Annotated in this window: 12 protein-coding genes; 1 reads left to right on the forward strand and 11 read right to left on the reverse strand. The window is 45.2% G+C overall.

Going from position 1 to position 15,972, the window contains the following annotated elements; genetic code table 11:
• Window positions 1-11 precede the first annotated feature (11 nt).
• The 9 genes from VFC92_02530 to VFC92_02570 all read right to left on the reverse strand — a co-directional run bounded on the left by VFC92_02530 (window position 12) and on the right by VFC92_02570 (window position 11,439).
• Window positions 12-2,690, reverse strand: a complete 2,679-nt coding sequence (locus VFC92_02530; GenBank protein HZK07053.1) for a YCF48-related protein — start codon at window positions 2,688-2,690, stop codon at window positions 12-14.
• Between the two features lie 156 nt (window positions 2,691-2,846).
• Window positions 2,847-3,779, reverse strand: a complete 933-nt coding sequence (locus VFC92_02535; protein ID HZK07054.1) for a UDP-3-O-(3-hydroxymyristoyl)glucosamine N-acyltransferase — start codon at window positions 3,777-3,779, stop codon at window positions 2,847-2,849.
• A gap of 106 nt (window positions 3,780-3,885) precedes the next feature.
• Entirely contained in the window at window positions 3,886-4,452 is a 567-nt protein-coding gene (gene efp / locus VFC92_02540; GenBank protein HZK07055.1) for an elongation factor P, read from the reverse strand.
• 83 nt (window positions 4,453-4,535) lie between these two features.
• Complete coding sequence (gene lpxA, locus VFC92_02545) at window positions 4,536-5,336, reverse strand: acyl-ACP--UDP-N-acetylglucosamine O-acyltransferase (GenBank protein HZK07056.1); 801 nt, start codon at window positions 5,334-5,336, stop codon at window positions 4,536-4,538.
• A 3-nt stretch (window positions 5,337-5,339) separates the two neighbouring features.
• A complete protein-coding gene (locus VFC92_02550) occupies window positions 5,340-6,728 on the reverse strand; it encodes a bifunctional UDP-3-O-[3-hydroxymyristoyl] N-acetylglucosamine deacetylase/3-hydroxyacyl-ACP dehydratase (GenBank protein HZK07057.1) in 1,389 nt (462 codons plus the stop codon).
• A 282-nt stretch (window positions 6,729-7,010) separates the two neighbouring features.
• Window positions 7,011-7,472 carry a hypothetical protein gene (locus VFC92_02555; protein HZK07058.1) on the reverse strand — a complete coding sequence of 154 codons (462 nt, stop codon included), beginning with the start codon at window positions 7,470-7,472 and terminating at the stop codon, window positions 7,011-7,013.
• Entirely contained in the window at window positions 7,469-8,587 is a 1,119-nt protein-coding gene (locus VFC92_02560; protein ID HZK07059.1) for a DUF4221 family protein, read from the reverse strand. Before VFC92_02560 ends, VFC92_02555 begins: the two co-directional genes overlap by 4 nt.
• A 147-nt stretch (window positions 8,588-8,734) precedes the next feature.
• On the reverse strand, window positions 8,735-9,757 hold the full coding sequence (gene lpxD, locus VFC92_02565; GenBank protein HZK07060.1) for a UDP-3-O-(3-hydroxymyristoyl)glucosamine N-acyltransferase: 1,023 nt from the start codon (window positions 9,755-9,757) through the stop codon (window positions 8,735-8,737).
• Window positions 9,758-10,188: 431 nt separating this feature from the next.
• Complete coding sequence (locus tag VFC92_02570; GenBank protein ID HZK07061.1) at window positions 10,189-11,439, reverse strand: HD domain-containing protein; 1,251 nt, start codon at window positions 11,437-11,439, stop codon at window positions 10,189-10,191.
• A gap of 143 nt (window positions 11,440-11,582) precedes the next feature.
• On the opposite strand from VFC92_02570, the gene VFC92_02575 reads away from it, so the two are divergent.
• A complete protein-coding gene (locus tag VFC92_02575; GenBank protein ID HZK07062.1) occupies window positions 11,583-13,136 on the forward strand; it encodes a bifunctional response regulator/alkaline phosphatase family protein in 1,554 nt (517 codons plus the stop codon).
• 234 nt (window positions 13,137-13,370) lie between these two features.
• Here VFC92_02575 and VFC92_02580 read toward each other — a convergent pair whose 3' ends face one another.
• On the reverse strand, window positions 13,371-14,951 hold the full coding sequence (locus tag VFC92_02580; GenBank protein ID HZK07063.1) for a M28 family peptidase: 1,581 nt from the start codon (window positions 14,949-14,951) through the stop codon (window positions 13,371-13,373).
• 34 nt (window positions 14,952-14,985) lie between these two features.
• Window positions 14,986-15,972, reverse strand: a 987-nt coding sequence (locus VFC92_02585) for a T9SS type A sorting domain-containing protein (GenBank protein HZK07064.1), incomplete at its 5' end; no start/stop codon positions are given.

The raw sequence follows: 15,972 nt of genomic DNA on the forward strand, positions 1-15,972 counted from the left end.
CCACGCTTTTATCAGTTTCTCTCGTCTCCCTGAAGCCTTCCCACCGGCCACAGCGGTGCCGGTTTTACAATGGCTTTTTGCTCCTGTATTCTGTCGCCGGTAATCAGTTGCACGCGGTAGATTCCGGGCGGTGTTTGCCAGGTGTCAAACCAGCTAAGATGAAACCCCGGCTGCTGATCAAGCAAGAGTGTGTCGATAGCTTTGGAATCGATATCACAGATTTTTATCCATGATGAGTCAGCTAAGTTTTCATTGCGGTAATAATAAATCGCCAGACCGTTGGGTGCGTTGGGCACCACAAGATGGTTGTCGCCGGTTTGTTCGTAGTTGCCCCACCAGGTGCGCTCCGAATAGTTGCGTTGCAGGCAGGGTTTCACCAGAAACAGGAAGCTCTGCTGCTGCATGATGCTGTCGTGATAATTTTGAAGCGGCCACGCATCGCCAATAAAAGCGCCCCGGCCATAAGTCCCAACTATCAGATCGCTTGCGTCGGGTTGCACTTTTAGGTCTTTCACCGGAACCGGAGGCATATTGTTTTTAAAAGAATCCCAGCTTTTTCCATCATCAAAACTTATAAAGATTCCCGCGTCGCTCCCAAGATACAGCAAACCTTCACGGTTGGGGTCTTCAATAATCACATTTACAGGAGCCATAGGCAATCCTGCGGAAATGGTCTGCCAGCTCTGACCGAAATCTTCTGTTTTGAAAACCAGCGGACGGAAATCATCGGCATGAAAACCGTTTTTACACACGTATGCCTTGCCAGCTTTGTGTGGTGATGCTGCCACGCGGCTCATCCACAAATCTTTGTCGCCGCCCAATTTTGCGATGGCTGCTGTCGATTCTTTCCAGGTTTTTCCACCGTCGGGTGTCATCCATACGCGCCCATCGTCCGTTCCCACCCAAATCACACCGGCTTTCACCGATGATTCGGAAATGGTGGTGATGGTGCAAAACATCATGTGGCCTTTCCCGGCGATTTTCTCAGCATCATTGGTTGTAAGGTCGGGGCTAAGCTCCTCCCAGTTTTCGCCACGATCGATCGAGCGCAGCAGCATCTGACCTCCCGTATAAATTATCTGTGGATTGTGCGGCGAAAGTTCGAGCGGTGTCACCCAGCAATAGCGATACGGTGGCTCGCCTTTGGGCGCTTTGGGTTCGATTGTCATCCGCTCGCCCCGCAACTGATCTACCCGCAGATGTGCTCCAAACTGTGTGGTTGTGTAAAGCCAGCGGTTGTCCTGCGGATCAACTTTGGTGTACATGCCGTCCCACATTCCTGTAATTACCCAGTCGGCAGCGCCAATTTGTCCGCTCCACGCATTCGATGGCCCTTTCCAAACCTCATGGTCCTGCAGCCCCAGATAAACGTTGTAGGGATTTGCATTGTCAGTTTCTACTCCATAGATTTCTCCCAGCGGAATCTGCACGTGGTGTGTAAAGGTTTTGCCGCGATCAAACGATTCGTAGAGGCCGCCATCGCTGCCAACCATCAGGTGACGTCCGTCGCCGGGATCCATCCATAGGGTGCGATGGTCGCCAAAAATATTGCTGCTTAGTGCCTTTGGAGGCCATTGGCAATCGGGCCAGGTGCGGCCACCATCTTCGGAGTAGAGCATCAGGTCGCTCGAAACATAAATGATGTCAGGGTTATCGGAAGCCACCATGATTTTATTAAAAGAGTAGGCCGCTTTCGCGGAAACGTTGCACGTAGTGTCGTTGCGCTTCTCCCAGCTGGCGCCACCATCATCCGAACGATAGACTTCGCCGCCAATCATCTGATCAAAATAGGCGTCGCGCATGTGGCTCATGCCAACGGTTTCGTCGATGACGGTGCCGGGCTTAGGATTCAGGTTTTCGATTACGGTATAGATTATTTCGGGTTGGCTGTGGCACAGTGCGAGTCCAATCCGCCCAAGCTTTCCGCCGGGAAGCCCGCCGTTAAGTTTCTCCCAGTTTTTTCCGCCATCGTTGGTTTTGTAAATGCCGCTTTTCTTACCACCAGCTTCGTAATGCCAAGGATAACGATATTTTTCGTAGGCTGCTGCCAAAAGTATTTCAGGGTTTTCGGGATGAATGATCAGATCGATGACGCCGGTGTTTTTATCGACATACAAAACCTTTTCCCAGTTTTCGCCACCATTGGTAGTTTTAAAAACGCCCCGCATTTCGTTGGCACTGAATAGATGTCCCATTGAAGCCACCCACAAAACGTCTGGATTGGTGGGATGAACGATTACTGTGGAGATATGATGTGTGTCGTCCAACCCTTTGTGCTGCCAGGTTTTGCCGCCATCAACAGATTTGTAAACTCCATTTCCGGCGTGTGAGCTACGGGCGTTGTACGATTCGCCTGTTCCCACCCACACCACCTCCGGGTCAGAAGATGAAATTGCCACAGCGCCAATGCTGCTTGCACCTGTCGAATCGAAAACCTGAAAGAAGCTTGTTCCATTGTTTTCGGTTTTCCAAACTCCGCCGTTGCGTCCTGCTGCATACCACGTAAATTTATAGGCGGCGTCATCGGTTTGGGGCACAGCTATGGCCGAAACCCAGGAGCCGGCGCGGTAAGGTCCCAACGCCCGGTAGTTGACAACATCAGCAATTCGAGCGTTGGATTGGCTGTGCCCAGAGAGAAAGCTACCCATGAAGCAGGCAACCATTAAAAAAGTGATTCCGAATTTTTTCATTTTTAGAACTTTAATACTGTCGGTTGACTTTGCGAAATTTACAGGGGTAAAAGTAGCTCAAAAACTGAAGTCTAAAGCAAATGCCGCTTTCGCGAAAAACAAAACCCGCAAAACTCACGAGAGTTGCGGGTTCAACCGTTCAGACCGGATCGGGTTTTACTTTGTCTTTTTCAATAGGTCGGGCAGCTGACGTACAGCAGCCATTTCGCGCCATTTCTTGCGTGCATCTACGGCGGGTGCTCCGAAGTACACTTTGCCGTTGCCTTCGAGAGATTTATCTACCGCAGAGGTAGCCAGTATGATTGCGCCTTTTCCTATCACTATGTCTTTATTTATGGCAACCCGCCCCCACAGAATTACGTCGTCTTCGATGCGCGTAACGCCGGCAATGGCGGCATGCGATCCAATCAGACAGTTGCGACCGATGTAGGTGTCGTGGCCTACCTGGCAATGGTTGTCGAGCTTGGTACCATCGTCGATGGTGGTGTTGCCCGAAACGCCGCGGTCGATGGAGCAAAGCGCGCCTATCTCTACCCGATTACCAATTACTACCGTGCCGCACGATTCCATCTTGCGATAACCTTCGGGCTTGCGCTGGAAATAATATGCATCGGCGCCAAGCACAGTATTGGAATGAATAATTACATCGTCGCCGATTATCACATGATCGTAAATGCTCGCATTGGCGTGGATGATGCAGTTGCTACCAATCTTTACATGATGTCCAATAAAAACATTGGGCTGTATCACCGTGCCTTCACCAATTTCAGCCGTCGTACTTATGGATGCTGTGGAGGCAACAAATGGCCTGAATTTTCTGGCCAGCGAAACATAAGCAGCAAAGGGATCGTCACTTAGCAGCAGCCCTTTTCCCTCGGGGCATTCCACTTCTTTGTTGATGATGATGGTGGTAGCTTTAGAGTTGAGTGCTTTGTCGTAGTATTTGGGGTGATCTACAAAAGTAAGGTCGCCGGGTTCCACCATGTGAATCTCGTTGATGCCTGTCACAGCATGATCGGCAGTGCCTGTGTAGGTGGCGCCAATCATTTGGGCTATTTCAGCCAGTGTGTAGGTTCTTTTAAATTTCATCTTGAAGTTTCCAATTGTCTATCAATGGAGCAATGCATTTAGTTTTTAAAAAAATAAGACACAAACGCGAGTTCTATGTCTTATTTTAATTTTCTTTTGGAGGAGGTTAGCTCTTCACTCTTTCGAGGTATTCACCGGATCGGGTATCCACTTTAACCACTTCATCGGTATTGATAAACAAAGGTACCTTGATGGTAGCTTCTGTTTCCAGTGTGGCATCTTTGAAGGCGTTGGTGGCCGTGTTGCCTCTTTCGCCAGGCTCGGTGTAGGTCACCTTTAGCTCAACGCTGGTCGGAAGTTCGCACAGCAGCGGGGTTTCGGTGTCGGCGTGATATACAATATCGGCCGTGCTGCCTTCTTTGAGAAACTGTGGTGCATTGATAAGCCCCTCGTCTATGAAAGTCTGTTCAAAGTTTTCGGAATTCATAAAATGATATTGTGTCCCGTCTTTATACAGAAACTGATATGGACGGCGCTCTACCCGCTGGACATCTATTTTTACACCTGCGCTAAAAGTGTTGGGGATTACCTTTCCGGTTTTTATGTTTCTGAGTTTGGTACGCACAAAGGCGCCGCCTTTTCCGGGCTTTACATGTTGAAACTCGACGATGGTGAACAGGTCGTTGTTAAAATCTATTACTAATCCATTTTTAAAATCTGCTGTTGTTGCCATAAAAAATTGTTGCTATAATATTTTGGTCTGAAACTTTTTTACAAAGTAAAAAAAACAATCCTTACGCTTTCGCGGATAAGATCTTATACACTATTTCTTTTGTCGAGACGTCCGTATCCTTTCATCAGTCCGCGTGTGGAACGGCTGATAAAGGCGAGGATGTCGTCGCGGTCGCTGGTGGCGGGCACGTCGGCTTCGATGATAGCGGTAGCCTGCGAAACGTTGAGGCCTTTCAGGTAGATGATGCGGTAAATTTCCTGGATGTCGTTGATGCGTTCGTTGGAATATCCGCGGCGGCGCAGCCCAATGCTATTGATGCCCACGTACGAAAGCGGTTCACGTGCTGCTTTGGAGAAGGGCGGTACATCTTTGCGCACCAGCGCTCCACCCGATATAAAACTGTGCATGCCTATTTGTACAAATTGATGCACCGCCGTCATGCCGCCGATGATGGCGTAGTCGTCGATGGTAATATGACCGGCCAGAGTGGCTGCATTGGCAAGGATTACGTTGTTGCCGATGATGCAGTCGTGGGCGATGTGCACGTAGGCCATCAGCAGGCAGTTGTCGCCAATTGTCGTTTCCATGTTGGCTTTGGTGCCGCGGTTGATGGTAACAAATTCCCGCACGGTCGTGTTGTTGCCGATTTTCACCAGCGTATCCTCGCCGTCATATTTCAAATCCTGCGGGATGGCGGCTATTACCGCTCCCGGAAATATTCTGCAGTTGCTGCCGATACGGGCACCTTCCATTATGGTGACGTTGGAGCCTATCCAGGTGCCATCGCCGATTACCACGTTTTTTTCGATATTAACAAAAGGCTCTATCACCACGTTTTTGGCGAGCTTGGCCTGCGGATGGACGTAAGCTAATGGTTGATTCATTGTCTAGTTTTTTTTCATGATACGAGCAAGCATCTTCGCTTCCATAACTACTTTTTTGCCGACATATGCTGTGCCGGTCATATGGCACAATCCCCGCCGGATGGGATCGATCAGGTGTAATTTAAAAATAAGCGTGTCGCCGGGAACTACCTTATTGCGAAACTTTACTTCTTCAATTTTCAAAAAGAAAGTAAGATAATTTTCAGGATCAGGAACGCTGTTCAGGGCAAGCATACCGCCGGTTTGCGCCATGGCTTCTATTTGTAACACGCCGGGCATAACAGGCTCTTCGGGAAAGTGGCCGACAAAAAACGATTCGTTCATGGTTACGTTTTTGAGTCCTACCACATGGGTTTCGCTCATTTCCAGAATTTTATCGATGAGCAGGAATGGTGGCCGGTGTGGCAGCATCTTTTGGATAGCCATTATGTCGAAGAGTGGCGCAGCGTTAGGGTCGTAAGTTGGAATATATTCTTCGGCTGTACGCTCAAAATGTTTTTTGATCATGCGTGCAAAAGCTACGTTGGCGGCGTGTCCGGGGCGACTGGCAATTACATGCCCACGGATGGGTTTGCCTGCCAGTGCCAGATCGCCAACTACATCGAGTAGCTTGTGGCGTGCAGGCTCGTTTTGGAACTGCAGATCAAGATTATTGAGCACTCCGTCCGATTTCACCTTTACTGTAGGCTTATTGAAAAGTTTTGCCAGCCGGTCGAGTTCCTCCTGGCTTACTTGTTTATTAACAAAAACAATAGCATTGCTCAGGTCGCCACCTTTTATCAGTTCGTGCTTGAGCAGATGTTCCAGCTCGTGCAGAAAGACAAACGTGCGGCAATTGGCGATTTCGGTGGGGTAGTCGCTGATTTTTTCGAGTGAAGCATTTTGTGTTCCGAGCACCTTGGTCTCGAAATCGATCATCACCGACACTCTGTAATTTTTGGCCGGGATAAGGTGTAGCTCAACTTTGTTGTCGGGATCGGTATAGCTAATCACTGTTTCCGGCTCGTAATATTCGCGTTCAGCGTCCTGCTCTTCAATACCTGCCTTCTGCAACGCTTCCACAAAATAGCGTGCACTGCCGTCCATAATGGGCATTTCAGGGCCGTTTACTTCTATAAGGCAGTTGTCGATGCCCAGACCTGCCAACGCCGAAAGGGCATGCTCGACAGTATAAACACGGGCGCCATTTTTTTCGATACATGTGCCGCGGTCGGTGCTGAAAACATTATCAACAATGGCTTCGATAACAGGCTGTCCTTCCATATCGACGCGCTTGAAGGCATAGCCATGCCGGGCTGGTGCCGGATGAAAAGTCATGGTGACTTCAGCACCGGTATGCAGCCCCAGGCCGGATATGGTGGCGGGCTTTTGAATGGTATTTTGTAATTTCATAATTTCATCTTAAAAGTCCAAAATGAAGCGCTTGCAAAAGTATGAAAATTTTAAAATGAAGATTATCAAGAAGTGTTGTCGGGAAGGAGGAAGTTGTCGGGTTGTCGGTTAGTTTTAGGAAAGGCCGGATTATTTGTTCCCTAGTCCAAACGAGGCCACATTTTCACGTTGTCGAAAAGGAGGGGGTTGGTGTTTGGACGAGTCTCAACCTCGTCCTTTCTATATCAATAGGCTCAGCCTATGTTGAACTGTATTCATTAATCAAGATTCGATTTCTAATTTCTAATTTCTGAATTTCAAATTCAAATCGTCAATCGGGTTCAAATACCTTTGGGCATCTTCTTTTGAATTTAAATTAGTTATTTCTTTTACTTTGCCTTTAAAGGTGTGAATAACAGTAATGTTGCCAATGTTGAGTGCAGTGCTTCCAATGTCGTTGTTATTATCAATCAATACTTTGTAGCCATTGAGCCGGCTCTGATATTGCTTTTGATCAGCCGAAACAATCCATGTGAACTTGTCAGATGATTCAGGGAGGTTCTCTAAAAGTTCTTCAAAAACAACTTCTATGCATCCGATACAGCCATAACTTGGAATTATCAAATAATAATGTTCATCATCAGCAATCGACAATCCGAATGTTTTATTTAGGTAATGATCAAATATCGCTGTTGCAGATGGCGTGCGGGAGCAACCAATAAGCAAGGTGGTAATAAAAGTAAGTACTATCGTAGCGATTTTCATCTTTTAGGCTTGTATTTTAGTTTTACTATTCGCAATGAATCCGCAGTCCTTTCGGTCATCCTCCACACCAATACACCGTCGCTGGCTTCCATAATAAAAGGTGCCCACTCCCGCGAATCAAAACGCTGTTCGGCTACTACTATTTTCGCTTCTATATCAAAAACAATTAACGACCAGTCCTTGGCTTTTCTGGCTGTAAACCCATCTTTCTGATGGAGCGTAGTTGGCAACGTGGCGAATCGGTAAAGCATGTTTTGTTGCTTGTCAATAAAAATGTCAGTATAACGAAACTGCCCAAAATCATAGCGTTTGTGATAAACCATATTGCGGCTGCTATCATCATCGAAGGCAACCGCATTTTCTTTGTATCTGCTCTCGCACAAGTAACCATTCAAAACAGCAGCATGCGTATCATAAAAATAAATGCTATCCGATAAGCCAAAGGAAACTACCAGCGCATCGTGATAGTGGTTGATAAAAGGAACGACGTCCAAATAGAAATCCCCGTTTTGGTATGTTTCGGGAAATGATATTGGTAATACTGTCCATTCGCTTGTGGTAATATCGAGTGATCCGACAGGCTGCACCTGTGAAAAGTATTTTTTTCGCTCCTCAGGTTGCGTTAGATCATAACTTCCCACAAGCGGAAAATAAAGACAATTGCCAAAAAAGGTGAGTGGAGCCATCGAGGAGATTTCGCCTGCAAAAGTGGATGCACCAGCACCGTCCCAATCTTTGAGTAGTTGCCCGTTATCATCCACCAAAAAAATATGGTTGCGGTACTGCACAAAAACAGAATCCTGACGGTAAACTACAAATCGTGAAAAATACTTCTTTTCAGGTTTGATTTTTAAAATCCGGTGCAATGGGATTTTTTCCCTAATACGCATGTCGGTAAGCGTGCGAAAAGTAAGCACTGAATCGACCTGATTAAACACAACCATGCTCTCTACACCATCAGATACGTAGTAATCAACAAATCTGATATCGGCGTCTTTGTGAATTCTAAATTCTTCTGCTATTTCAAAAACTATAGGATGATTGTTGCAACTTACAATAAGCAAAATCATAGGTAAGTAGAAAATAAATAAAGAGTTAGAAAATTTCTTTTTCATTTTTAATAAGAATAAAACTTGTACAAATCACGGAAAAACTGGATTATCGTTCAGGTTTGGAAAATTGAACCAATCATCTATATTTTAAAAAGCGACACCGTTGGTAAACCCTCTGCGCCTTGTTCTCCGCGCCCAGCGCCCAGCGAACTATTTACCTACTTTCTTCTCGATGGCATCGATGCGGTCCACGATTTTTTGAAAATTGCGGAAGTGCACGTAAGCTTTTCGGTATTTTCCGGCCTCGAAAGCCGGTGAGCCAAATAAGATTGCGTCTTCTTTTACATTTGTCGAAATGCCCGACTGCGCGGCGATCTTTACGTTATCACCAATTCGGATATGCCCGATGATGCCCACCTGCGCGGCAATCATACAATTGCGACCCACGTGCGTGGAGCCTGCAATGCCGCTTTGAGCAGCTATCACCGTGTTTTCGCCAATCTCTACATTGTGGGCTATTTGTATCAGGTTGTCGAGCTTTACGCCACGACGGATGATGGTGGAGCCAAGTGTTGCCCGGTCGATGCAGGTGTTGGCACCAATTTCCACATTGTCTTCAATGATCACATTTCCAATCTGGGCTATCTTTTTGTAGTTGTGGTCGCTTTGGGGTGCAAAACCAAAACCATCGGCACCGATGACAACTCCCGAATGGATGACGCAATGCGCTCCGATAAGGTTGTCGGAATAGATTTTAACACCAGCAAAAATCGTAGTGTCGTTTCCGATTTTGGTATTGTCGCCTACAAAAACCTGCGGATAAATTTTGGTGTTGTCGCCGATAACGGCATTGTCGCCGATTACTGCCTGCGGGCCGATGTAAACATCTTTGCCTATCGTTGCTGATGGCGCGATAGAAGCCTGCGGTGAGATGCCTTTTTTATTGAGTTTGATCTGGTTGTAAACTTCGAGCAATTGCGCGAAAGCGCCATAAGCATCCTCCACGCGAATGAGCGTGGGAGCAATGGGTTGTCCGGCATCAAAATCTTTATCTACAATCACAATGGTTGCCTTCGTGTCGTAAATAAAATGCTTGTATTTGGGATTGGCCAGAAACGACAATGCGCCCGGTTCACCTTCTTCTATCTTGGCTAATTTGTCGACGGTTGCTTCTGCATTGCCGTCCACGGTACCTTGCAGAATTTCTGCTATCTGTTGTGCTGTAAATTTCATATGATTTCAGAAAAAGTGGTTAATATCTTATCGATAACTCTAGTGATGTTTTTCAAATTCCCAATCATTCTTGTCTGGTAAACATAATTTTCCATAAATAGATTCTTCACTCCACTGCGTTTCGTTCAGAATGACAGGCTGTTAGGGTTCTTGGGAGGGCTTAGTCGGCGGCGCAGCCGCCGACTAAGCCCTCCCTCCCCCAATCCATCGCAAGCCCTTGTCTTTCTGATCCGCCAACTGGCGGAGAAGAATCTATTGTTTTTAAATGGACACCAGTGATTTCCATTAAATAAATCCCAAAATTAATAACTTTAACAACCTCAATGAAAATGCTTGTTCTGGTCTTTTACTTTTGAATTATTGGTCTTTGAAATTTATTTGTAATTTTCTAATTTGTGATTTGTAATTTCTCATAGTATCCTTTTGCTCATTTAATGCCCGGGTAGCTCATATTGTTTAGGATAGCAAACAAAATATTTTGTGACATGCGCCGAGAGTACTTCGGCATTCATTTGATCAGAAACCTGCGCATAATCTCTTACGGAGCCATCGCAAAAAGCTATATTTATATTTTCGTGTGCGGGGTCGTAGGCTGTGTTGACGGCCTTACCGGCAATGAGTAAGTAGCTGATTTCGTCGTCGCTGAAGCCGGTTTCTTTTTTGATGACCTGGCGCAGATCGTCGATTTGCTGGGCATCGACGGGCTGGCGTGTAAGCTCTGTGCGAAATAGCTGCCGCCGAACCAATTGGTTGCTAAGCATACGCAACACCGCATCTTTGCTCTGGCACCACTCTTTGATGGAACTGAAAATGTCGAAGTCGTCCAGTTGCCCGAAAGTGTGGAGCAGTTCGGGGTCATCGTCAAAATTACGCTTTCGCGGATCGTCATAAAGAAAGGTGCGCAGAGATGAGGTGGCGAAAATATTCTCACCTTGCTGCGCTAACCAGCGCGCCCGGCGCATGATGCTGATGAGCATTTGTTCGGCGGAAATTACGGTTTTGTGCAAATACACCTGCCAGTACATCAGGCGCCGCGCCACGATAAATTTATCGATACTATAAATACCTTTGGCTTCGATGGCCAGCTGGTCGTCGTGTACATCGAGCATTTTAATAATGCGGTCGGTGTTGATGACACCTTCCGAAACGCCCGTAAAAAAGCTGTCGCGCGTCAGATAGTCGAGCCGGTCCATGTCGAGCTGCCCCGACACCAGGCTATGCAGAAAATGTTTTGGATAGTTGTCGCTGTAAATATTAATGGCGGTATCCATATCATTTCCCACAAGACTATGCATGCGTTGCATAAAAAGCAGCGAAAGTGCTTCGTGGCTCATGTCGGGCACCAGGGTGCGCTCGAGCGAATGGGAGTAAGGGCCGTGTCCGATGTCGTGAAGTAAAATGGCCAGCAGTACGCCACGTTCTTCGGCAGAAGTGATGCTGTGGCCTTTCGAGCGCAGCACCTCCAGCGCCTGCTGCATCAGATGCATGGCTCCCAGGGCATGATGAAAACGCGTGTGCAATGCTCCGGGATACACCAGATGCGTCATGCCGAGCTGCTTGATGCGCCGCAAACGCTGAAAGTATGGGTGTTCGATCACATCGAAAAGCAACGCATGGGGCAGGCTTATGAATCCATAAACCGGATCGTTGATGATCTTCCGCTTGTTACGTTCTTGCTTCACGCTGAATGGCTATTGATGAATTGCAGCTTCGTCCTTCGTTAAAAATCATTAACCTTATGTAATAATAAAGCCGCTCTGCTTGTTTGTTAAGTACTGTACCAAAAAAAACAAAAGTACATCTATTCACTAAACCTCCTATCTGCATGGATAAAATCAAAATTTTGTGGGTCGACGATGAAATTGAATTGTTGAAACCTCACATCATGTTTCTTGAGCAAAAGGGTTACAATGTTTCCTCTTCCAATAATGGCAACGATGCGCTTGATATGATGCGCGAAGAGCCGTTCGACATTGTGTTTCTCGACGAAAATATGCCCGGACTCTCCGGCATCGAAACTTTGGCAGAGATAAAGAAGCTGCAGCCAAATCTTCCTGTGGTGATGATTACCAAAAGCGAAGAAGAGTCCATCATGGAAGATGCTATCGGATCCAACATTGCTGATTATCTCATCAAGCCGGTAAAACCAAACCAAATTTTGCTTTCGCTGAAAAAAAACCTGGAGAACCGTAAGATCGTCAGCGAGAAAAAGACTTTTGCTTACCAGCAGGAGTTCCGCAACATCGGCATGGAAATTTCCAGCAATCTGGGACACAGCGAATGGGTAGATGTTTACAAAAAACTTGTCCGTTGGGAATTGGAGCTGGCACGCTCCCAGGACGAAGGCATCATAGAAGTGTTGAAGATGCAGAAAGAGGAAGCCAATCAGGCGTTTGCCAAATTCATCGAGCGGCAATACCTTGAGTGGATCAACGGTCGCACCGACGACAAGCCGCTATTGTCGCACACAATCTTTCGGGATAAAATTTTGCCGCACGTCGACAAAGATTCCAATCTTTTTGTCATCCTCATCGACAACTTGCGCTACGATCAGTGGAAAGTGTTGCAACCTATCATCGAACAGTCTTTCCGCATCGAATCCGAAGACATTTATTATAGCATCCTGCCCACCACCACGCAATATGCGCGCAATGCTTTTTTTGCCGGACTGCTGCCCAGCGAGATCGAAAAAAAATACCCCAACTATTGGGTGAACGAGGATGAGGAAGGTACTAAAAACCAATACGAGGAGGAGCTGCTGCGCGAACAACTGAAGCGCCACGGCAAAGATGTGAAGCTCTCGTATCACAAAATTCTGAATCTTACCGCAGGTCGCAAACTGATGGATAACATGTCGAACCTGATGCAGAACAATCTCAACGTGATCGTTTATAACTTTGTGGATATGCTCTCGCACGCCCGCACCGAGATGGAGATTATCCGCGAGCTTGCTGACGATGAGCCTGCCTACCGCTCACTCACCATCTCATGGTTTGAGCATTCGCCGCTAATCGACATCATGCGTTTTATAGCTTCCAAAGGCGCCAGCGTAGTGCTCACCACCGACCACGGCACCGTGCGTGTTCAAAATCCTGTAAAGGTAGTCGGCGACCGCAACACCAACACCAACCTGCGCTACAAAACCGGCCGAAGCCTAAACTACAACAGGAAAGACGTTTTCGAGGTGCGCAATCCTTCCGAGATTTTTCTGCCGCGCCTCAACGTGAGCTCCTCTTATGTTTTCTGCCGCAGCTACGACTTCTTTGCCTATCCCAATAATTACAATTACTACGTCAATTATTACCGCAACACCTTTCAGCATGGAGGTGTGTCGCTTGAAGAGATGCTCATCCCCTTTGTACGCCTAAAAGCTAAATAAAGGTTAGAAAGAAGATGTGAGTGTTGAGCAAGAAGTAGGTAGAAATATTAATAACTTTCCTGAACTGGACGAGGCACAGCCTCGTCCATTTTATTTTTACATGCTTCGACCTGTTTTAGAAACGTGCGCGGAGCCTAAAGAAATAGTTGCAACATAGGACGGATCTTAAGCTGAACTTAAAAGTTCTATCTTCAAATGTGCGCATTATTGTGATGAACCGCTAGTATTAATATTTTACTTTTTAATAATTTTCCCTTTGTACAAAGGATTGCTGTATTTATCAAAACCAATAACAAAGTAAATTCCCAGGTTCAGGTTGGTCATGTCAATGGTGTTGCTGTTTCGCCTCATAATTAATTTGCCCATCAAATCATAAAGTTCGAATGAAGTAATTTCTTCTGCGGAAAAAGTAGCAATGTCCTTTACAGGATTTGGAAATGCCTTCAGGGTTTTTACCAATCCGTTTTCGGTAATTGAAGTAATTGTGATATAGATGATTTCTTCCACAAAGCTACTGTTATGAATTACAGCCTCTTCTGCTAAGGTTGCTACTGCAGCTTTCACAACGTTAGACATAAATGTAAAATTTAAGGTGCCTATTGTATCGCCTGGTAAATGGTAATTGGGATTCCTGAATTCGGCAGTTCCAGTAAGCATTACTGCAGGGTGATCAGCTTTCCAAAACGGTCCATGATCACTTCTTCCCAAATCAGGCGCTACTATTTCCCAATTTTCCGGGGCAACAAAAGTGATAACTTTTAATTCAGGAACATACATTTCTGCTGCATTGTCAAATGCTAACTCCCAATCATTCTGATTTACAACACCAAAATTACCAATGAAGTTTCCTCTAAAAGAATCATTTTCAATTTCTGCATATTGAATTGGAAATAATAAGTCAAACCCGGCAGGTAATGATTGAGTATTTGGTTCTTCCGTATAATACCCAATCATTTCAAAATTGAGAACCCCAGCAATTTGCTCTTCCGGACTTACATTTTCCTGGACAAAGGCATTACTTCCATACAAACCTGCTTCTTCTAAATCAAACCCAATAAATTTTATAGTTTTTTTAAAATTGTAATTGGATAGGATTCTTGCTGCTTCCAAAAAACCAACAACTCCAGACCCGTTATCATCAGCTCCAGGAGTGACAGTTTGGGAGTCGTAATGAGCATCACATATATAGATATACTCGTCATCTATGGTTCCAGTCTTTGTTCCTATATAATTCTTACCTGTATAGGTTCCAAGATCAAAATCTTGAATGGTACTATTCAATCCATAGTCCGTAAATCGTTGTACAATGAAATCTCTTGTTTCTTGAAGATGGACTGGCCCTGTAAGTCGATGTCGAATCCCTTCAATAAATTCTAAATCTGATTTCAAGTTATTACTATCCACTTGATTAACTATTGATTGAATATCTATTTCTGCCATGTCATCTGCAACCAATTTAATAGTATAGTCTGTTGAGTACGTTAGTTCATCTGCAAAATTCCATTCTATAGATTTGTCTGTTCCAGGAGTAACCATATTCAGATCACCTGTGGCACTGCTTGTATTAATAGAATAAGTAATTTCTTCATTATTTTTAACATGTAAAGATACATTGACATCATCATTTTCAAAATCAAATAAATCATATTGAATTGTGAGCACATTTCCTGTAATGGACAAATTAAAATTAGATATTTGTGGCGCTTGGTTTTGTGCGAATGGTACCCCTACGGAACACACAAATAAAATCAGTAGTAAAAGTCTCGCCGAGATCATGGTGAATTCTAACTTAATTGAAGTAGTTTTTGTTTTCATAATTGTAAGTTTTAGAAATATTTATAAATGTTAATTACTTTTTAATAATTTTCCCTTTGTACAAAGGATCGCTGTATCTATCAAAACCAATAACAAAGTAAACTCCCGGGTGCAGGTTGGTCATGTCAATGGTGTTGCTGTTTCGCCTCATGATTAATTTGCCCATCAAATCATAAAGTTCGAAGAATGTAATTTCTTCTGCGGAAAAGGTAGCAATGTCATTCACTGGATTGGGATAAAGACTTATTGCTAACTTTTTCTTAACAGACGGTAGTGATGTTACCATTTCACATTCTACTTTCAAACTATCAAACCAAACAAGTGAATAGGTGGTAGCCGGAATAAAACATGTAGCATGACTTCCGCTTGGATACACATCTATTGCCTGTACATCGGGTGCTCCTAATGCGTTCATAGTGTCCAGTGCTACAATTGAATTTTCGAAAGTTACTAAATCATCCATAGTACAATATAACATACGAACAGGCTCCTGTGGGATCCAGTTGTACAGGTCATTGTCTCTTAGATCTACTCTGACAGGGTGATTGGGCATGCTCAGTATATTGTCCAGTACCGAGTCCTGCATAAATGCATAAAGATTGGTTGGGAGATAGGGCGGATTTGTGCCTGCAGCTATCCAGTTAGCTATTGTCGTAGCAAAAGCGGGGTCATAATAATCATCATAACTTTTATATAAATTTCCATAAACATATTGATAGGACGCAAAGGTGTATGGAAGGTATGCGGGTACCGGATACGTTGAGCCTCCCAAGACAAAATCAAGCATGGCTGAAGAAATAGCATAAGGCCCCGACATGGGAGCTGAGGCAACAACATTAAATTCACTTTGCAAATTGTTCACTTTAATGTATTTGTGCGCAGCCATCGTGGAATGACCACCTTGCGAATACCCGGCTAAAAACAACTGGTTGTTATCCCGGATTTGAAGTGAATCCATCAAAAATTCCCTTGCAGCACGAATCAAATCAATGCTCGCCGTTGCTTCCGACTCCCAATGTAC

This window comes from Bacteroidales bacterium (assembly GCA_035647615.1).
In the GTDB taxonomy this organism is placed as follows: domain Bacteria; phylum Bacteroidota; class Bacteroidia; order Bacteroidales; family 4484-276; genus SABY01.